22 protein-coding genes are annotated in these 18,416 nt (G+C 59.2%); 10 read left to right on the top strand and 12 right to left on the bottom strand.

Annotated elements, in window-relative coordinates:
• Positions 1 to 258: 258 nt before the first annotated feature.
• Positions 259 to 816, top strand: coding sequence for a hypothetical protein (locus ACOYXJ_RS20545; RefSeq protein ID WP_460371216.1), 558 nt, complete (start codon positions 259 to 261; stop codon positions 814 to 816).
• A 380-nt stretch (positions 817 to 1,196) separates the two neighbouring features.
• Here ACOYXJ_RS20545 and infA read toward each other — a convergent pair whose 3' ends face one another.
• From infA to aat, 3 genes are all read right to left on the bottom strand, one after another.
• Positions 1,197 to 1,415 (bottom strand): translation initiation factor IF-1, encoded by a 219-nt coding sequence (gene infA, locus ACOYXJ_RS20550; protein WP_002553999.1) that lies wholly within the window; start codon positions 1,413 to 1,415, stop codon positions 1,197 to 1,199.
• Between the two features lie 112 nt (positions 1,416 to 1,527).
• Positions 1,528 to 2,235, bottom strand: a complete 708-nt coding sequence (locus tag ACOYXJ_RS20555; protein WP_110719379.1) for an arginyltransferase — start codon at positions 2,233 to 2,235, stop codon at positions 1,528 to 1,530.
• Positions 2,236 to 2,292: 57 nt separating this feature from the next.
• A complete protein-coding gene (gene aat, locus ACOYXJ_RS20560; RefSeq protein ID WP_150793621.1) occupies positions 2,293 to 2,973 on the bottom strand; it encodes a leucyl/phenylalanyl-tRNA--protein transferase in 681 nt (226 codons plus the stop codon).
• 538 nt (positions 2,974 to 3,511) lie between these two features.
• On the opposite strand from aat, the gene ACOYXJ_RS20565 reads away from it, so the two are divergent.
• The 6 genes from ACOYXJ_RS20565 (at position 3,512) to cysG (ending at position 11,136) form a co-directional block, all read left to right on the top strand.
• The gene (locus ACOYXJ_RS20565; protein WP_034155142.1) at positions 3,512 to 5,920 is read left to right on the top strand and encodes a DNA translocase FtsK; all 2,409 of its coding nucleotides are present in this window, start codon (positions 3,512 to 3,514) and stop codon (positions 5,918 to 5,920) included.
• 66 nt (positions 5,921 to 5,986) lie between these two features.
• Positions 5,987 to 6,607, top strand: coding sequence for an outer membrane lipoprotein chaperone LolA (lolA, locus tag ACOYXJ_RS20570; protein WP_038369698.1), 621 nt, complete (start codon positions 5,987 to 5,989; stop codon positions 6,605 to 6,607).
• A 141-nt stretch (positions 6,608 to 6,748) separates the two neighbouring features.
• Positions 6,749 to 8,071 carry a replication-associated recombination protein A gene (locus ACOYXJ_RS20575; RefSeq protein WP_034155144.1) on the top strand — a complete coding sequence of 441 codons (1,323 nt, stop codon included), beginning with the start codon at positions 6,749 to 6,751 and terminating at the stop codon, positions 8,069 to 8,071.
• Positions 8,071 to 8,445, top strand: a complete 375-nt coding sequence (gene crcB / locus ACOYXJ_RS20580) for a fluoride efflux transporter CrcB (RefSeq protein ID WP_095189687.1) — start codon at positions 8,071 to 8,073, stop codon at positions 8,443 to 8,445. Before ACOYXJ_RS20575 ends, crcB begins: the two co-directional genes overlap by 1 nt.
• Positions 8,446 to 8,460: 15 nt before the next feature.
• Entirely contained in the window at positions 8,461 to 9,741 is a 1,281-nt protein-coding gene (gene serS / locus ACOYXJ_RS20585) for a serine--tRNA ligase (RefSeq protein ID WP_007908080.1), read from the top strand.
• Positions 9,742 to 11,136, top strand: a complete 1,395-nt coding sequence (cysG, locus tag ACOYXJ_RS20590; RefSeq protein WP_460371217.1) for a siroheme synthase CysG — start codon at positions 9,742 to 9,744, stop codon at positions 11,134 to 11,136.
• Positions 11,137 to 11,230: 94 nt separating this feature from the next.
• Here the strand turns inward: cysG and ACOYXJ_RS20595 are convergent, their stop codons facing one another.
• The 8 genes from ACOYXJ_RS20595 to ACOYXJ_RS20630 form a co-directional block, all read right to left on the bottom strand.
• Entirely contained in the window at positions 11,231 to 12,232 is a 1,002-nt protein-coding gene (locus ACOYXJ_RS20595; protein WP_460371218.1) for a glutathione S-transferase family protein, read from the bottom strand.
• Positions 12,233 to 12,323: 91 nt separating this feature from the next.
• Positions 12,324 to 13,325: a glycosyl transferase family protein gene (locus tag ACOYXJ_RS20600; RefSeq protein ID WP_460371219.1), complete on the bottom strand. Its 1,002-nt coding sequence runs from the start codon at positions 13,323 to 13,325 to the stop codon at positions 12,324 to 12,326.
• Positions 13,322 to 13,657 carry a TusE/DsrC/DsvC family sulfur relay protein gene (locus tag ACOYXJ_RS20605; RefSeq protein WP_460371220.1) on the bottom strand — a complete coding sequence of 112 codons (336 nt, stop codon included), beginning with the start codon at positions 13,655 to 13,657 and terminating at the stop codon, positions 13,322 to 13,324. Before ACOYXJ_RS20605 ends, ACOYXJ_RS20600 begins: the two co-directional genes overlap by 4 nt.
• Positions 13,654 to 13,947 (bottom strand): sulfurtransferase complex subunit TusB, encoded by a 294-nt coding sequence (gene tusB, locus ACOYXJ_RS20610; protein ID WP_460371221.1) that lies wholly within the window; start codon positions 13,945 to 13,947, stop codon positions 13,654 to 13,656. Before tusB ends, ACOYXJ_RS20605 begins: the two co-directional genes overlap by 4 nt.
• The gene (gene tusC, locus ACOYXJ_RS20615) at positions 13,947 to 14,303 is read right to left on the bottom strand and encodes a sulfurtransferase complex subunit TusC (protein ID WP_150793628.1); all 357 of its coding nucleotides are present in this window, start codon (positions 14,301 to 14,303) and stop codon (positions 13,947 to 13,949) included. Before tusC ends, tusB begins: the two co-directional genes overlap by 1 nt.
• A gap of 1 nt (position 14,304) precedes the next feature.
• The gene (gene tusD / locus ACOYXJ_RS20620; RefSeq protein WP_460371222.1) at positions 14,305 to 14,697 is read right to left on the bottom strand and encodes a sulfurtransferase complex subunit TusD; all 393 of its coding nucleotides are present in this window, start codon (positions 14,695 to 14,697) and stop codon (positions 14,305 to 14,307) included.
• Between the two features lie 169 nt (positions 14,698 to 14,866).
• Positions 14,867 to 15,571, bottom strand: a complete 705-nt coding sequence (locus ACOYXJ_RS20625) for a YoaK family protein (protein WP_460371223.1) — start codon at positions 15,569 to 15,571, stop codon at positions 14,867 to 14,869.
• Between the two features lie 24 nt (positions 15,572 to 15,595).
• Complete coding sequence (locus tag ACOYXJ_RS20630) at positions 15,596 to 15,925, bottom strand: DUF6388 family protein (protein ID WP_460371224.1); 330 nt, start codon at positions 15,923 to 15,925, stop codon at positions 15,596 to 15,598.
• Between the two features lie 134 nt (positions 15,926 to 16,059).
• On the opposite strand from ACOYXJ_RS20630, the gene ACOYXJ_RS20635 reads away from it, so the two are divergent.
• Positions 16,060 to 16,410 (top strand): hypothetical protein, encoded by a 351-nt coding sequence (locus ACOYXJ_RS20635; protein ID WP_077573583.1) that lies wholly within the window; start codon positions 16,060 to 16,062, stop codon positions 16,408 to 16,410.
• 102 nt (positions 16,411 to 16,512) lie between these two features.
• On the opposite strand, the gene ACOYXJ_RS20640 is transcribed toward ACOYXJ_RS20635, so the two are convergent.
• Positions 16,513 to 16,938, bottom strand: a complete 426-nt coding sequence (locus tag ACOYXJ_RS20640) for a GNAT family N-acetyltransferase (protein ID WP_150793631.1) — start codon at positions 16,936 to 16,938, stop codon at positions 16,513 to 16,515.
• Positions 16,939 to 17,086: 148 nt separating this feature from the next.
• Between ACOYXJ_RS20640 and ACOYXJ_RS20645 the strand changes: the two genes are divergently transcribed.
• Both ACOYXJ_RS20645 and ACOYXJ_RS20650 read left to right on the top strand, forming a co-directional pair.
• Positions 17,087 to 17,524 carry a hemerythrin domain-containing protein gene (locus tag ACOYXJ_RS20645; protein ID WP_150793632.1) on the top strand — a complete coding sequence of 146 codons (438 nt, stop codon included), beginning with the start codon at positions 17,087 to 17,089 and terminating at the stop codon, positions 17,522 to 17,524.
• 221 nt (positions 17,525 to 17,745) lie between these two features.
• Positions 17,746 to 18,381: a lytic polysaccharide monooxygenase auxiliary activity family 9 protein gene (locus ACOYXJ_RS20650; protein WP_150793633.1), complete on the top strand. Its 636-nt coding sequence runs from the start codon at positions 17,746 to 17,748 to the stop codon at positions 18,379 to 18,381.
• Positions 18,382 to 18,416: the final 35 nt, after the last annotated feature.

Genomic DNA, 18,416 nt, shown 5'->3' on the forward strand with positions numbered 1-18,416 from the left:
CGCGGCGCCTACGGTTTGCTTCGCTGCACCTCCTCTCGCTGTGTTTGGCTGCGCCAAACGGTCGCTGCGCTCCCACGCCCGGATCAATCCCTCCACTCAGCCTTCCGACGTCGCCCGTGGATCAAGATCAAGATCAAGAGCTGCAGCCGAGCTAACGCTCATCCTGTTGAGTGGTGAAGAGCGTGGGTGTTCGGCTTTTGATTTGCATTGTTGCTGCCCCTCACCCCAGCCCTCTCCCGAGGGAGAGGGGGCCGGTTTGTGGGTCTTTCAGAATCTGAGTTCGACTCGATATCGCACGTCGGCGTAGCTCTCCCAAACACCCTGGTCAGTCCCCTCTATATCCCGGAGTGGAGGGAGAGGGGCCGATTTGTGTGTTTTTCAAAACCTGAGTTCAACGCGGTATCGCACGTCGGCGCACCTCTCCCAAACACCCTGGTCAGTCCCCTCTATATCCCGGAGTGGAGGGAGAGGGGCCGATCTGTGTTTTTTTCAAAACCTGAGTTCAGCGTGGTATCGCACGTCGGCGTAGCTCTCCCAAACACCCTGGTCAGTCCCCTCTATATCCCGGAGTGGAGGGAGAGGGGCCGATTTGTGTGTTTTTCAAAACCTGAGTTCAACGCGGTATCGCACGTCGGCGTAGCTCTCCCAAACACCCTGGTCAGTCCCCTCTATATCCCGGAGTGGAGGGAGAGGGGCCGATTTGTGTGTTTTTCAAAACCTGAGTTCAACGCGGTATCGCACGTCGGCGCACCTCTCCCAAACACCCCGGTCAGTCCCCTCTCCCTCCGGGAGAGGGCTAGGGTGAGGGGCTCTTGATCTGGCTTTTGATTTGGCTTGTGATCTTGCTTTGGCTCTTGATCTTTTGCCCCATCGGCAGGCCGAGCGGAGGTGTTCATCCGGGGGTAGGCGCGCAGCGCCGTGCGGCGCAGCCGCATACATCGAGAGGAGGTGCAGCGAAGCAAACCGTAGGCGATGCCCCCGGATGGACACCGTAGCGAGGGAACACTGAGCCTCAGCGAAGTGCCGTACGCCAGGGGCAAAGCCTTTTGGTTCCTTTTTGGCGTTTGAAAAGGGGGCTCGCTGTAAGAGCGAAACCGCCAGCGGCAGCACCCGAGAAAACGGATATGCCCCCAAACCCCAAAAACGCAGACAAACAAAAACGCCCGGCATAAACCGGGCGTTCTGTATTGACTTGATTAACGAGCGCGGTAAGTAATGCGCCCTTTGCTCAAGTCATAGGGCGTCAGCTCGACGCGCACTTTGTCACCGGTAAGAATACGAATGTAGTTCTTGCGCATCTTGCCGGAAATATGCGCGGTTACGACGTGCCCATTTTCCAACTCCACACGAAACATGGTGTTGGGCAGGGTGTCGACGACAGTGCCTTCCATTTCGAAGCTGTCTTCTTTCGACATGCAGTAAAGCCCTCGGTATCCAATGAATGGCCCGGTGCAACTGCGCCAGGCAAAAGCGGCGTGCATTGTGCCCGAAAAATGGTGTTTACGCCAAGGGGTTTACGGCTTGGGTTTAGTTGAGGATGACCCAGCGCTGATTAATCAGCAATTCGATGGGTCGGTATTGCGTCTTGTAGTTCATCTTTTTGCAGTTCTTGATCCAGTACCCGAGGTACACCGCCTCAAGCCCGAGGCGCTGTGCCTCGGCGATTTGCCAGAGGATGGCAAATCGGCCAAGGCTGCGACGCTCTTCGTCGGGTTCGTAGAAGGTGTATACGGCGGATAAACCGTTCGGCAGTAAATCGGTCACCGCCACGGCGAGCAACCGTCCGTCGAGTCGGAACTCGTAAAAGCGCGAGAAGGGCAGATCGCGTACCAGAAAAGTCGAGAATTGATCACGGCTCGGCGGGTACATGTCACCGTCGGCGTGGCGTTGTTCGATATAGCGCTGGTACAGATCGAAATATTCTTCGCTGAACTGCGGCTTGGCCGGGCGCACCTGCAAATCCGTGTTGCGCTTGAAAATCCGCTTTTGCTGACGATTAGGCGTGAACTGCGCCACCGGAATGCGCGCAGGCACGCACGCATTGCAGTTCTGGCAATGCGGGCGGTACAGATGATCGCCGCTGCGACGAAAGCCCATTTCCGACAGGTCTGCGTAGACATGCACATCCATGGGCTGGCTCGGATCGAGAAACAGGGTCGTGGCCTGCTCCTCGGGCAGATAACTGCAAGAGTGAGGCTGAGTGGCATAAAACTTCAAACGCGCCAACTCGGTCATGATCAACCCTCGGGATAAGCTGGTGAGATAAGTGTAAGCCACGCGCGCAAAAGTCGCTCAGCAAACCCAGGTGGCACGATTGGGTTGATCCAGGTGATGAGCCAGGTATTCGGCGAATTGCTGGCGAGGAATCGCCCGCGCGCCGAGGCTGTGCAGATGATCGGTGGGCATTTGACAGTCGATCAGCACGAATCCCGAGTCTTTCAGATGGCGCACCAGGGTGGCAAAGCCGTATTTGGAAGCATTGTCGGCGCGGCTGAACATCGATTCGCCGAAAAACAGTTGGCCCATTGCCAGGCCATACAGTCCGCCGACCAGCTCGCCCTGATCCCAGACTTCCACGGAATGGGCGAAGCCGCGGCGATGCAATTCAATGTAGGCATCCTGCATGGCTTCGGTGATCCAGGTGCCGTCGGCGTAATCCCGTGGTGCAGCACAAGCGCGGATCACGGCGTTGAAGTCCTGATCGAAGGTCACTCGATAGCGTTTCTGACGCAGCAGTTTGCCGAGGCTGCGCGAGACATGCAGTTCGTCGGGAAACAACACTGTCCGCGGATCCGGTGACCACCAGAGAATCGGTTGGCCCTCGGAAAACCACGGAAAACAGCCATGGCGATAAGCCTCGATCAAACGATCGGCGGACAGATCGCCACCGGCGGCGAGCAATCCGTTGGGGTCGCGCATGGCCCTTTCCAGCGGTGGAAAGGTCAGGGAGTTACGTTGTAACCAAGTCAGCATGGCATCCGGGCTTGCAGAAGGGGTGGGCGGGGCGAGCTGTTGGGCTCGCGGTAAAGTGTGCCGCTAAACGTTGCGAATGTCGTCTCGATCCTGCGCGACGTTCGCCGCATTGCAACTTGGCGAGACGGACGCGGTCGTAACCGAGCGCTGTGGCCCGGCGCCTGGCCGGCATGGCGAGCGCTCAGCGACAGTTCAGAAGGTCTGGATGGCAATGCTTCGCTACGTTCATCAAATACACCTCATAAGCCTTTGTGACAAAAGACAATGCGTGCTCAAATTGAAGCGCAGGTTTTATGCGCTTGGCTATGCTCAATGCTGGGGTTTGAAGCATGGCATCCGACGCACAAACCCGTACAATGCCGGGCTGTTACAGAATATTCGCCGGGCACTGTTTTGATACCTGTGTTTATAAAAGCAGCAGCGCAGTGTTAAAAGTAGTCTCAGTTGTGCCCGTCAACTTTTTTACCTGCCTGGATTGGGCAGTTTTTTATCGTCATTCAATAGATGGACGCGCCTCGGGCGCAGGAAAAGAAGCGTTTTGAAGAAATCCACCGAAGCACCAAAAACCGTCGTTCCGCTCTGGCGCCAACAGTTGCACTACCGGCTCAAGGAAGGTGCATTGATCGCCATCGGTGCCTTGTGCCTGTTCCTGATGATGGCTTTGCTGACCTACGGCAAGGACGATCCGGGCTGGAGCCACAACAGCAAGATCGACGACGTGCAGAATTTTGGCGGCCCGGCGGGCTCCTACAGCGCCGACATCCTGTTCATGGTGCTGGGTTACTTCGCCTACATCTTCCCGTTGCTGCTGGCGATCAAGGCCTACCAGATCTTCCGCCAGCGCCACGAACCGTGGCAGTGGAGCGGCTGGCTGTTCTCCTGGCGTCTGATCGGTCTGGTGTTTCTGGTGCTGTCCGGCGCTGCGCTGGCACATCTGCACTTTCACGCGGCCTCGGGTCTGCCGGCGGGTGCCGGTGGTGCGCTGGGCGAAAGCCTCGGCAATCTGGCAAAGAACGCGCTGAACATTCAGGGCAGCACGTTGCTGTTCATTGCGTTATTCCTGTTTGGCCTTACGGTATTTACCGACCTGTCGTGGTTCAAGGTGATGGACATCACCGGCAAAATCACTCTCGACCTGTTCGAACTGTTCCAAGGTGCGCTCAATCGCTGGTGGTCGGCACGTACCGAACGCAAACAACTGGTTGCGCAACTGCGTGAAGTCGATGATCGCGTGCATGACGTGGTCGCTCCGACGGTCACCGACAAGCGCGAGCAAGCCAAAGTCAAAGAACGCCTGATCGAACGTGAGCAAGCCCTGAGCAAGCACATGTCCGATCGCGAGAAACAAGTGCCGCCGGTTATCGCCCCGGCCCCGGCCAAAGCGCCCGAGCCAAGCAAACGCGTGCAGAAAGAGAAACAGGTGCCGTTGTTCGTCGACAGCGCCGTGGAAGGCACCTTGCCACCGATCTCGATTCTTGATCCTGCGGAAAAGAAACAACTCAATTACTCACCGGAATCCCTGGCGGCAGTCGGCCATTTGCTCGAGATCAAGCTCAAGGAGTTCGGTGTCGAGGTTACGGTGGATTCGATCCATCCTGGCCCGGTGATTACCCGTTACGAAATCCAGCCTGCCGCCGGCGTCAAAGTCAGCCGCATCGCCAACCTGGCGAAAGACCTTGCGCGTTCGCTGGCCGTGACCAGCGTGCGGGTGGTCGAGGTGATTCCGGGCAAGACCACCGTCGGTATCGAGATTCCCAACGAAGATCGGCAGATCGTGCGCTTCTCGGAAGTGCTGTCGACGCCTGAATACGACAACTTCAAATCGCCGGTCACCCTGGCGCTGGGCCATGACATCGGCGGCAAACCGGTCATCACTGACCTGGCGAAGATGCCGCACCTGCTGGTGGCCGGTACCACCGGTTCCGGTAAGTCGGTGGGTGTGAACGCGATGATCCTGTCGATCCTGTTCAAGTCGGGTCCAGAAGACGCCAAGCTGATCATGATCGACCCGAAAATGCTGGAACTGTCGATCTACGAAGGCATTCCGCATTTGCTGTGCCCGGTTGTGACCGACATGAAAGACGCCGCCAACGCCCTGCGCTGGAGCGTCGCCGAGATGGAGCGCCGCTACAAGCTGATGGCGAAGATGGGCGTGCGAAATCTGTCCGGCTTTAACGCCAAGGTCAAGGAAGCTCAGGACGCCGGTGAGCCGTTGAGCGATCCGCTGTACAAGCGCGAAAGCATTCACGACGAAGCACCGCTGTTGCAGAAGCTGCCAACCATCGTCGTGGTGGTCGACGAATTCGCCGACATGATGATGATCGTCGGCAAGAAGGTTGAAGAACTGATCGCCCGTATCGCCCAGAAGGCCCGTGCTGCCGGTATTCACTTGATCCTTGCAACCCAGCGGCCGTCGGTGGACGTGATCACCGGTCTGATCAAGGCCAACATTCCGACGCGTATGGCGTTCCAGGTGTCGAGCAAGATCGACTCCCGCACCATCATCGATCAGGGCGGCGCCGAACAACTGCTCGGCCACGGTGACATGCTTTACATGCCGCCGGGCACCAGCCTGCCGATCCGCGTTCACGGTGCGTTCGTTTCCGACGATGAAGTACACCGTGTGGTCGAAGCATGGAAACTGCGCGGCGCACCGGAATACAACGACGACATCCTCAACGGTGTCGAAGAAGCGGGCAGCGGTTTTGAAGGCAGCAGCGGTGGCGGCGACGGCGATGATCCGGAAGCCGACGCGCTGTACGACGAAGCTGTACAGTTTGTGCTGGAAAGCCGTCGCGCCTCGATTTCCGCGGTACAGCGCAAGTTGAAGATCGGCTACAACCGCGCCGCACGGATGATCGAAGCCATGGAAATGGCCGGGGTCGTCACCTCGATGAACACCAACGGTTCCCGTGAAGTCCTGGCCCCAGGCCCGGTACGCGACTGATTCCAAAGCAAGAGGCGGGACAATGATGTGCCGCCGCTCTCCCAACGAGTATTCAAGAGGACTCCCATGCGTCTTATCCGCATGTTGCTGCCAGTACTGGCGCTGACCACTCTCACGGCGCACGCCGATCAAAAGGACGTGGCGCGTCTGACCCAATTGCTGGAAACATCCAAGACCCTGAGTGCGAACTTCTCGCAGCTGACCCTCGACGGCAGCGGCACGCAGTTGCAGGAAACCACCGGCGACATGACCCTGCAGCGTCCGGGCCTGTTCTACTGGCACACCAATGCGCCGGCCGAGCAGACCATGGTGTCTGATGGCAAGAAGGTCACCCTATGGGACCCTGATCTGGAACAGGCGACCATCAAAAAGCTCGACGAGCGTCTGACCCAGACCCCGGCGCTGCTGCTGTCCGGTGATGTGTCGAAGATCAGCCAGAGCTTTGATATCAGCGCGAAAGAGGCGGGCGGCGTGATCGACTTCACCCTCAAGCCGAAAACCAAGGACACCCTGTTCGACAACCTGCGTCTGTCGTTCCGCAACGGTCTGCTCAATGACATGCAACTGATTGACAGTGTTGGCCAGCGCACCAACATCCTGTTTACCGGGGTCAAGGCCAACGAGCCGGTGCCAGCCTCCAAGTTCAAGTTCGACATCCCCAAGGGTGCCGACGTGATCCAGGAATAAACGAAAAACCCTTTGTAGGAGTGAGCCTGCTCGCGATTCGATTTGTCAGTCACATCTTCATCGTCTGACCCACCGCTATCGCGAGCAGGCTCACTCCTACAGGGGCAATGATCGGCAAAATAGAGGTTTCAACGCTACGTGATGGATCTGTTTCGCAGTGCACCGATTGCCCAGCCACTGGCCGCGCGTTTGCGTGCGACCAATCTGGATGAGTATGTCGGTCAGGAGCACGTGCTTGCTCGCGGCAAGCCTCTGCGGGAGGCGCTGGAGCAGGGTGCCCTGCATTCGATGATCTTCTGGGGGCCGCCGGGCGTGGGTAAAACCACCCTGGCGCGGTTGCTCGCAGAAGTCTCCGATGCACACTTCGAAACAGTCTCGGCAGTACTCGCCGGGGTCAAGGAGATCCGTCAGGCCGTTGAAATCGCCAAACAGCAGGCCGGCCAGTACGGCAAGCGCACGATTCTGTTTGTCGATGAAGTGCACCGCTTCAACAAATCCCAGCAGGACGCGTTCCTGCCGTATGTTGAAGACGGCACGCTGATCTTCATCGGCGCCACCACCGAAAACCCTTCATTCGAACTCAACAACGCTCTGCTGTCGCGTGCCCGCGTCTACGTGCTGAAAAGCCTCGACGAAGCGGCGCTGCGCAAACTGGTGCACCGCGCGCTCACCGAAGAACGCGGTCTGGGCAAGCGCAACCTGACGCTGAACGACGAAGGCTTCCAGATGTTGCTGTCCGCCGCCGATGGCGATGGCCGGCGTCTGCTCAATCTGCTGGAAAACGCCTCTGACCTGGCCGAGGACAACAGCGAAATCGGCACCGAGCTGCTGCAAAGCCTGCTCGGCGACACCCGTCGGCGTTTTGACAAGGGTGGCGAGGCGTTCTACGACCAGATCTCGGCGCTGCACAAGTCGGTACGCGGCTCCAACCCCGACGGCGCGCTGTATTGGTTTGCGCGGATGATCGACGGCGGTTGCGATCCGCTATACCTGGCGCGGCGCGTGGTGCGCATGGCCAGCGAAGACATTGGCAACGCCGACCCGCGCGCCCTCAGCCTGTGCCTCGCGGCGTGGGAAGTGCAGGAGCGCCTCGGCAGTCCGGAAGGCGAGTTGGCCGTGGCCCAGGCCATCACTTATCTGGCCTGCGCGCCGAAAAGCAACGCTGTTTATATGGGTTTCAAAACCGCCCTGCGCGCGGCCGCTGAAAACGGTTCGCTGGAAGTGCCGCTGCACCTGCGCAACGCACCAACCAAACTGATGAAACAATTGGGCTACGGTGACGAATACCGCTACGCCCATGACGAGCCGGACGCTTATGCCGCTGGCGAAGACTATTTCCCGGAAGAGCTCGATCCGATCCCGTTCTACCAACCGGTGCCGCGCGGCCTGGAGTTGAAGATCGGCGAGAAGCTCAACCACCTCGCTCAACTTGATCGTTTAAGCCCTCGGCAGCGGAGAAAATAGTGCTTCCATTGATCATTGCGGTCTCCGCCGGCGGGGTTGCCGGCACCTTGTTGCGCTTCGCCACCGGAAATTGGGTCAACGCCAATTGGCCGCGGCACTTCTATACCGCGACGCTGGCCGTTAATATCGTGGGCTGTCTGCTGATTGGCGTGTTGTACGGCCTGTTTTTGATACGCCCGGAGGTGCCGATCGAGGTGCGTGCCGGGCTGATGGTCGGCTTCCTCGGGGGGCTGACGACTTTTTCATCCTTTTCACTGGATACGGTGCGCTTGCTGGAAAGCGGGCAAGTGCTGCTGGCCCTGGGCTATGCGGCACTCAGCGTATTCGGCGGGCTGCTCGCGACGTGGGCCGGCCTGTCTTTGACCAAACTTTGATAACGAGAAACCGACATGCTCGATTCCAAACTGTTACGTAGCAACCTTCAGGACGTAGCGGACCGCCTGGCTTCCCGTGGCTTCGCCCTGGATACCGCGCGCATCGAAGCGCTGGAAGAACAGCGCAAGACCGTCCAGACCCGCACCGAAGCACTGCAGGCTGAGCGTAACGCGCGTTCCAAATCCATCGGTCAGGCCAAGCAGCGCGGCGAAGACATCGCGCCGTTGATGGCGGACGTCGAGCGCATGGCGGGCGAACTGAGTGCCGGTAAAGTCGAACTGGACGCGATCCAGACCGAACTGGACTCGATCCTGCTCGGTATTCCCAACCTGCCGCACGAATCGGTTCCGGTCGGCAAAGACGAAGACGACAACGTTGAAGTGCGCCGCTGGGGCACGCCGACCGCTTTCGATTTTGAAGTGAAAGACCACGTTGCCCTGGGCGAGAAGTTCGGCTGGCTGGACTTTGAAACCGCCGCCAAACTGTCCGGCGCGCGTTTCGCCCTGCTGCGTGGCCCGATCGCCCGTCTGCACCGCGCACTGGCGCAGTTCATGATCAACCTGCACGTCAACGAGCACGGCTACGAGGAGGCTTACACGCCTTATCTGGTCCAGGCCCCGGCGCTGCAAGGCACCGGTCAACTGCCGAAGTTCGAAGAAGACCTGTTCAAGATCGCTCGCGAAGGCGAAGCCGATCTGTACCTGATCCCGACCGCTGAAGTGTCGCTGACCAACATCGTTGCCGGCGAAATCGTCGATTCGAAACTGCTGCCGATCAAGTTCGTCGCGCATACCCCTTGCTTCCGCAGTGAAGCCGGCGCGTCGGGTCGCGACACGCGCGGCATGATCCGTCAGCACCAGTTCGACAAAGTCGAAATGGTCCAGATCGTTGAGCCGTCGACCTCGATGGAAGCGCTGGAAGGCCTGACCGCCAACGCCGAAAAAGTTCTGCAACTGCTCGGTCTGCCTTACCGCACCCTGGCGCTGTGCACCGGCGACATGGGCTTCAGCGCGGTCAAGACTTACGATCTGGAAGTGTGGATTCCGAGCCAGGACAAGTACCGCGAAATCTCCTCGTGCTCGAACTGCGGCGACTTCCAGGCCCGTCGTATGCAAGCGCGTTTCCGTAACCCGGAAACTGGCAAGCCTGAGCTGGTACACACCTTGAACGGTTCCGGTCTGGCTGTTGGCCGTACGCTGGTTGCCGTGCTGGAAAACTACCAGCAGGCCGACGGTTCGATCCGTGTGCCGGACGTGCTCAAGCCGTACATGGGTGGCCTTGAGGTCATCGGCTAAATGAAATATCTGCCGCTGTTTCACAACCTGCGCGGCAGTCGTGTGTTGGTCGTCGGTGGGGGGGAAATTGCCTTGCGCAAATCCCGCCTGCTGGCCGATGCCGGTGCGCTGCTGCGGGTGGTCGCACCTGAAATCGAAACGCAACTGCGTGAACTGGTTACTGCTTCTGGCGGTGAATGCCTGTTGCGCGGTTACGTCGAGGCGGATCTCGACGGTTGCGGGCTGATCATTGCCGCTACCGACGATGAGATGCTCAACGCACAGGTTTCCACCGATGCTCACAAGCGCTGCGTGCCGGTCAACGTGGTCGATGCGCCTGCCTTGTGCAGCGTGATCTTCCCGGCGATCGTCGATCGTTCGCCGCTGATCATTGCCGTGTCCAGCGGCGGTGACGCACCGGTACTGGCGCGGTTGATTCGCGCCAAGATCGAAACCTGGATTCCGTCGACCTACGGCCAATTGGCCGGACTCGCCGCGCGTTTCCGCAATCAGGTGAAAAGCCTGTTTCCGGATGTGCAGCAGCGTCGTGGTTTCTGGGAAGACGTGTTTCAGGGGCCGATTGCCGATCGTCAACTGGCCGGGCAGGGCGCTGAAGCCGAGCGTCTGCTGCAAGCCAAGATCGATGGCGAGGCCATGGTCACCACCGGCGAGGTGTATCTGGTCGGCGCGGGCCCGGGCGATCCGGATCTGCTGACCTTCAAGGCTTTGCGTCTGATGCAGCAAGCCGACGTGGTGCTCTACGACCGTTTGGTCGCGCCAGCGATTCTTGAGCTGTGCCGTCGTGATGCCGAGCGGGTCTACGTTGGCAAGCGCCGTTCAGATCACGCCGTGCCGCAGGATCAGATCAACCAGCAACTGGTGGATCTGGCCAACGCCGGCAAGCGTGTGGTGCGGTTGAAGGGTGGTGATCCGTTTATCTTCGGCCGTGGCGGCGAAGAGATCGAAGAACTGGCCGCTCACGGCATTCCGTTTCAGGTGGTGCCAGGTATCACCGCAGCCAGCGGTTGCGCGGCGTATGCCGGGATTCCGCTGACCCATCGTGATTACGCGCAGTCGGTGCGCTTTGTCACCGGGCATTTGAAGGACGGTTCCACTGATCTGCCATGGGTCGACCTCGTCGCCCCGGCGCAGACGCTGGTGTTCTACATGGGCCTGGTCGGCTTGCCGGTTATCTGCGAACAACTGATCAAGCATGGTCGTTCAGCCGATACCCCGGCGGCATTGATTCAGCAGGGCACCACGGTCAATCAGCGCGTCTTTACCGGCACGCTGGCTGATCTGCCGCGACTGGTGGCGGAGCATGAAGTGCATGCGCCGACACTGGTGATCGTTGGTGAAGTGGTGCAACTGCGCGAGAAACTGGCGTGGTTCGAAGGGGCTCAGGCGCAGGTCTGAGTCAGATCAAAAGATCGCAGCCTTCGGCAGCTCCTACATGAGAATGCGTTCCCTGTAGGAGCTGCCGAAGGCTGCGATCTTTTGCTTTTTGCTATTAACCCTTCAACCAAACCCCTTTCCCAGCCAACTGCGCCCGATCATGGGCCACAGTGAAATCCTGCTCCGGCCCCTTCGGTACAACCCCTGTCGGGTTAATCGTCTTGTGACTGCCGTAGTAGTGATTCTTGATGTGCTGGAAATCCACCGTCTCGGCAATCCCCGGCCACTGATACACCTCACGCAGCCAGTTCGACAGATTCGGGTAATCGGCAATCCGCCGCAGGTTGCACTTGAAGTGCCCGTGATACACCGCGTCAAACCGAATCATCGTAGTAAACAAGCGGATGTCGGCTTCGCTCAGGTATTCACCCGACAAGTAGCGATTGGCACCCAGTACCTGCTCCAGATGATCCAGCTCGGCAAACACCTCATCGAACGCTTCTTCATAAGCCTGTTGCGAAGTCGCGAAGCCTGCGCGATACACGCCGTTGTTCACGGCCGGATAAATTCGCTCGTTCAGCGCATTGATCTCGCCGCGTAACGGCGCCGGGTAGAAATCCAGATCATTGCCGGTCAGTTCGTCGAACGCGCTGTTGAACATGCGGATGATCTCCGCCGATTCATTGCTGACGATGCGCTTGAGCTTTTTGTCCCACAGCACTGGCACGGTGACGCGGCCGGTGTAATCGGGAGTGTCGGCGGTATAGCGCTGATGCATGAATTCAAAGCCGTCGAGCTTGTCGCCGGTTGAGCCGAGTGCCGTGTCGAAGGTCCAGCCGTTTTCCAGCATCAGCCAACTGACCACTGAAACATCGATCAGATTTTCCAGGCCTTTGAGCTTGCGCAGGATCAACGTGCGATGCGCCCACGGACAGGCGAGGGAAACGTAGAGGTGATAGCGCCCGGATTCAGCGGCAAAACCGCCTTCACCGCTGGGGCCGGGTTCGCCGTTAGCGGTCACCCAGTTGCGGCGCTTGGCCTGTTCGCGCTGGAACGCGCCGTCCTTGCTGCTTTCGTACCACTTGTCCTGCCAGTGGCCATCGACGAGTAAACCCATGATCAAGACTCCGTAAACCAATAATCGTTGGAGTCGAGTCTATTCCGATGAGTTCGAACAAAAAGCGCAAAGATCGGGCGCGAATGATCGGTTAAATCGATTTGTTCCGCGCGGCCCAATACTGCTCGGCGGTTGCGAAGGCCTGCTCACGGTTTTGACCGAGGCCGCGCAAGGCCAAGGCCATAGTCGCAATCAGGGCCATTTGTGGGTAGCTGTCGACCACGTCGCCACGCCACACGGCTTTCAGATGTTCAACGTCCAGGGTCGCCGGTTTGACGTGGCGTTGCGCCGACAATTGCGGCCATTCCTCGTCCCAGCTCTCGCCACCTGTGGTGCCGTAGAGGTGACTGTCGGCATCCGGGTTGATCTCGATTTCGCCGCCATCGCCTTTGACCACAATCGCCGTGTCGCCGAGCAGGCCGCTGGCATCACGATGCACCGCCTGATAGCCGGGGTGGAAGATGCTTTGCAGGCCGCAGCGTGCGCCCAGCGGATTGAGAATCCGCGCCAGGGAATGAATCGGCGAACGCAGGCCCAAGGTGTTGCGCAGGTCGATCATGTTCTGCAACTGCGGCGCCCAGTCCACCAGCGGCATGAATGCCAGTCCGCCGTTGTCCAGTGCTGTGCCGACCTGCTGCCAGGTGCGGCACAACGGGATGTTCAACTCACCGAGCAGTTGCTCGCTGTACAGACGCCCCGCGGTGTGCGCGCCGCCGCCGTGCATGAAGATGCGCACGCCGTTCTGTGCCAGGCATTTGGCCGCCAGCAGATACCACGGCAGATGGCGCTTCTTGCCGGCATAGGTCGGCCAGTCCAGATCGACGTTCAGCGCCGGCGCCTGCAAGCGCTCGCGCAGGGCTTCGGTGAAACCGGCCATCTCCTCGGCGCTTTCTTCCTTGTGCCGCAGCAACATCAGGAACGCGCCGAGCTGGGTGTCTTCAACCTTGTCGTCGAGCACCATGCCCATGGCTTCGCGGGCTTCTTCACGAGTCAGATCGCGGGCGCCGCGTTTGCCCTTGCCGAGAATGCGCACGAATTGGGCGAACGGGTGTTCGGCAGGCGTTTCGAGGGTCAGTGCTGGAAAGTCGGTCATAAGCAATTCGTCGGTTTGGGCAGGCCCGCCAGTTTCGCGGCGAGTTTGGCGGGGGTGCCTTTGAACAGTCGGTTCAGGTGCAGGCTGTTGCCTTTGTCCGGGCCGAGTTTCAACGCGGTGTACTTGATCAGCGGCCGGGTGGCCGGGGACAGCTGGAATTCTTCGTAGAAGCTGCGCAGCAGTTCGAGGACTTCCCAGTGCTCCGTGGTCAACTCGATGTCTTCGGCGGCGGCGAGGGCGCTGGCAACGTCGGCAGACCAGTCGCTCAGGTCGACGAGAAAGCCGTCTTTGTCCAGTTCGATGGCGCGGGCGCCGACGGTCATGGATTTCATAGCCAGCTGTTGACCTTGTCGTGGTGGATCGACAGTTCGACGAAGGCCGGGTAATCGATGGCGTCGGCCCAGTCCGGGACTTCGAGGGCGCGAGCCTGTGCATCTTCGGCCAGAACCAACAATTTGATCTGGCGTTGTTCCAGTGCAGTGAACGGCGCGGTGCCTGGTTGCAACGCATACACCGCATCGCCGGAGAGCAGCAATGCATCAGCGCTGCCGATCAGGCGCAGGCAACTGGTCAGGCGATCGTCGCCAAACGGGGAATGAGACAACACATGCAAAGTCGACATCAGAGGGTGATCACCTGGTCGTAACGGTCAATAAGGGCGGTGATTTGCTCGGTAGCGAGCGGCTGCGCTTCGTCTAGCGAGAAGTTGCCGAGGCCACGGATGGTGGCGCTCTCGGCGCAGTAGAACAACTCTTCAACGCCAAACATCGGCAGCGCTTGCAGGTTGGCGCTGAGGTCTTTTTGCTGCAGGGCCTTGGCGTTCTGCCCGGCAGCCAGTTGCAACACGCCGTCATCGAGAAACAGCAAGCCAATGGGCAGATCAAAGGCGCCACCGGCCAGCACGATGTCCAGCGCCTCACGGGCAGCGGGGCCTGACCATGGCGATTGGCGGCTGATGATCAACAGGGACTTGGCCATCTCACGCACCTCCGAAGCAGATCAAACGGTCGGCGTCTTGCACCGCGTCATGCAACTGACCGAGACCAGACAATTCCCACGGCACGCTGATCGAAATCGCTTCACGCTGGTAGCGCTTGGCTTCTTCCGCGTTCAGCGCGCCTCGGCGCAGGGCCGCAGCGATGCAGACTACGCCGTCCAGCTTTTGCTCGGTGATGAAGCTGCGCCATTGCTTGGGCAAATCCAGTTCGTCCTGCGGAGTGACCACCGCATCCGAAGCGTTATAAACGCCGTCCTGATAGAAAAACAGCCGGACAATCTCATGCCCACCGGCCAGCGCAGTCTGTGCAAACAGCAGGGCGCGGCGCGAGGAGGGCGCATGGGCGGCGGAAAACAGCGCAATGGCGAACTTCATGACGGACTCGATCAGCAAAACTGCGGCCATGATAAAGCTTTATCGAAGCCGCCGCGAAACCTTGTAGGAGTGAGCCTGCTCGCGATAGCGGTCTGTCAGCTGGTGAAGATGAAGAATGTGCCGGCGCCTTCGCGAGCAGGCTCGCTCCAGAGAATTCTGTTGTCCTCAGTTAGCGCGGCATGTACCCCAACTGCCAGCGCCGCGGAATCTTCAGCGAGAGCAGCCCGATCATCGCGGCCAGCAACCCGCTGACAAACATCGCCTTCAGTCCCAAATGATGTTCCAGTACCGCCCCCAGAATTGCGCCGATAAACATCCCGCTCCATGGCACCAGTTGCACCCGCCAGCCACTGCGCCGTTCGCCAAGCATCCAGCGACCCAATCCACGGCCGAATCGCGACAACGCGCCAGTCACGTAAGTCAGCCCGACCGGTAAGCCATTCACCTCTTCGACCGCCGCGTTGAGCATGCCCATCGCTATGATCGCCGCCAGCAGCGCTGGCAGTTGCGTGTCGAATGGCCAGGCCGCCGCCGCGCACAGCAGGGTGGCGATACAAAGCAGCAGAGGAAGCGCCCGGCGGCCGCCGAAACGTGCGACGACGACCCCCAAGGCATTGCCGACAATAAATGTTGCGACGAGGATCGACAGACGCACAGTCAACCCGACATCGCCATCGCTGATCGCCACGGCGAGTCGGGTGGTGTTGCCGCTCATGAACGAGACGAAGTCGCCGCTGGCCATAAAGCCAATGGCGTCGGTCATTCCGGCCAGCACCGAGAGGCTGGCCACCAGCGCCAGACCAATCCGCCCGCGCCACTTTTGTGTGTGCAGATGGCCAGGGCTGGCGCGGTGAGTTGAGGCGGATGGCAGCATGAGTGCGGTGTCCTTGGGCGACAGTTACGGTTCTATGCCATACAGATCGCAATACTCCAGCCAATCCATCCCGGCCATTTCCGCGACTTCACGGTGAACTTCCAGCCGCTGCGCCTGATACTCCTCAGGCGAGTCAGCCGCCAGTTGCAGGGTCAACTCCCAGGCAAACAGCCCGAGACTTTCTGCTTCGGCCTCAAACGCTTCATGCAGTCGCTCTTCACGATATTGCGCTTGAGTCTCGCCTTTGGCCTGGGCCAGTAACGGGTTGAGGTGATCGAGGGTTTCGCGCAGTTCGGGACGCGCGTCGAGAAATACTTTCAGGGCATGTTCATGTCGCTGGTCGGTAGGCGCCATGTGTTTTCCTTGTGAGGCTGATGACCTTAGGTTGCCGCAGCGGCCCGCGCGTGTCGCGCTATAAATGCAGTAAAGCAGAACGATTTCTGCTGCTGCGGTGATACAGTCCGCTTTTTTCTGAATGAGCGAATGCAATGCGAATTCTGATGGTAGCGCTGGCGGCAACGCTGCTGGCCGGTTGCGCAGGCTCGGTGATGGACGATGCTCGCACCAAAGCCCCCTATAAAGTACTGACTTCGGACAAAGCCGAGAAAGTCGTGGCGCAGTGTGTGCAGTTCGGCTGGCAGGACGAGGCGGTGTTCGGCGTGGACGCGGCGGCGTATCTGGAACCGCGCAAGTCGGGTGGGACGACGGTGTATACCCGGTCGGCTGAGTCGTTTGTCGACGTGATTACCGAGGCATCGGGTACGACGCTGAATTACTACGCGCAGAAGGATGACTTTGTCGCCAAGCGCCGGTTGGCGGCGTTGGCGACGTGTCTCTGATCATGTGTTGAGGCGGCTGTCGGCATCGCGAGCAGGTTCACTCCTACCGTGGAATGCATTCCAAATGTGGGAGCGAGCCTGCTCGCGAAGGGGTCGGTACATTCAACCTACAAGTCGCTTCTGGAAAAAGTGCCGCTTGTGCCCCGGCGGATAGTCGACGATCTCACCAAACTGGCTATATCCAAGCTTCTTGTAGAACTCCGGTGCCTGAAAGTCGAACGTGTCGAGCCATGCGCCGATGCAGCCTTTCTCACGCGCCAGCTCTTCGGCCATGTGCATCAGCTTCGAGCCAATTCCCTGGCCCCGGCCTGCTTCAGGCACTGACAGCAAATCGATGAACAACCACTGGCAGACCAGACGGCCATAAAGTCCGCCCAGAATCTGGTCGTGATCATCGCGCACCAGCAGGGTGAGCGGCTCGGATACCGCGATCCCGGCCTTGGCCACGTTATAAGCATGCAGGGGCGCCAAAATGGCCTGGCGTTCCTCTTCTGTGGAATGTTGCGACAGCTCGATGCGCAAGTTCATGCAGGACTTCCTTGTGGTTTGAATCCGCAGCCTATCCTGCCCGACGCCTGTCTTCCAAGCCCTGCCTCAACCCGGTGGAACTGCCGCTCTCACGTCGGGGTCTAGCCTTTACAGCGTCATTCCAGCACGCGGTTGATAAGGAACCCCCATGAATATTTTCGAAGCCCTTCGTGAAAGCCATGATCGCCAGCGCAGCTACGCCAAGACCTTGATCGAAACCAGTGGCGACACGCCGGAGCGGGTTGAAGCCTACAAACAGCTCAAGGCAGAGCTCCAGGCCCATGAAACTGCGGAAGAGCGCCATTTCTACATTCCGTTGATGGAGCTTGATGACGGTGTCGATCTGAGCCGCCATGCCATCGCCGAACACCATGAAATGGACGAGATGATGGAAGAGCTCGATGAGACCGAGATGTCCAGCCCGGCCTGGCTGGTCATCGCGAAAAAGCTTTCTGACAAGGTTCATCACCATCTCAAGGAAGAAGAGCAGAAGTTCTTCCAGATGGCCGGCAAGTTGCTCAACGAAAAACAGAAAGAGCAACTCGCCGGGCAGTACGAAAAGGAGTTCAACGCACAGTTGCCATGAGTACTGAATGGCAGCTTTTGCAGCATTGCCGTGTAATCTTTTGACCACATCTCAGGTGGGCGTTGTCGCAGAAGGCTGTATATGCATCCAGTGTTTTCGATGTTTTTACGGTTCAAGGCTGCTGACTGCGACAAAACCGCCGATGGACAAAAAATCCCTCTCCGTTAGCTTGAAGGCCTCTCCTCGGAAAGGAGAGTTCTTAAATCAACGGAGTGAAAAACATGAATCAACCACAAGCACAAACCCAACTGCGACACGGTCGTGTCATTTCCCCTGCAAGCCGCGGTGCGGTAGCGATCGAGCAAGGATTGCTCGGCGCCTGGCAGGTCAACGAAATGGAAGGCGGGAAGAATTTCCCGGCGCTGGCAGCGGGGCCATTTCCGGCGCCTTACCAGAGCGACTCGGACAGTGTCACGCCACCGGCCGATGGCTACATCCTCAGTGGCGGCAAGGCCGATGCTCGCGATTGCGTGAACTTCACCAGTGACGAAATGAGCAAGAAGCTCGCTCGTCCGTTCACCTGGCCGCTGCTTAACGTCACCCCGGGGCAGACCCTCGAAATCAAATGGGAATACACCGCGCCGCACACCACCCGCGGCTACCGCTGGCTGATCACCAAGGATGGCTGGGACCCGAAACAACGCATCAGCCGCGCGCAACTGGAAGCGCAACCGTTCTTCGAGGACTTCTACACTCAGGTGCCTTATTACAGCTATCCGAATGAGCTGAAGGCCAAGGTCAATCACGCGGTGAAACTACCGGCCAACAAGAAGGGCCATCACGTGATCGTGCTGATGTGGATCGTCGCCAACACTGGCAACGCCTTCTATCAGGCTTTCGACGTCGACTTCAAATAACGGCGCTGCGTCGCCAAACCCACACGTTCTGAAGG

Source organism: Pseudomonas sp. Tul2A7, from assembly GCF_054790505.1.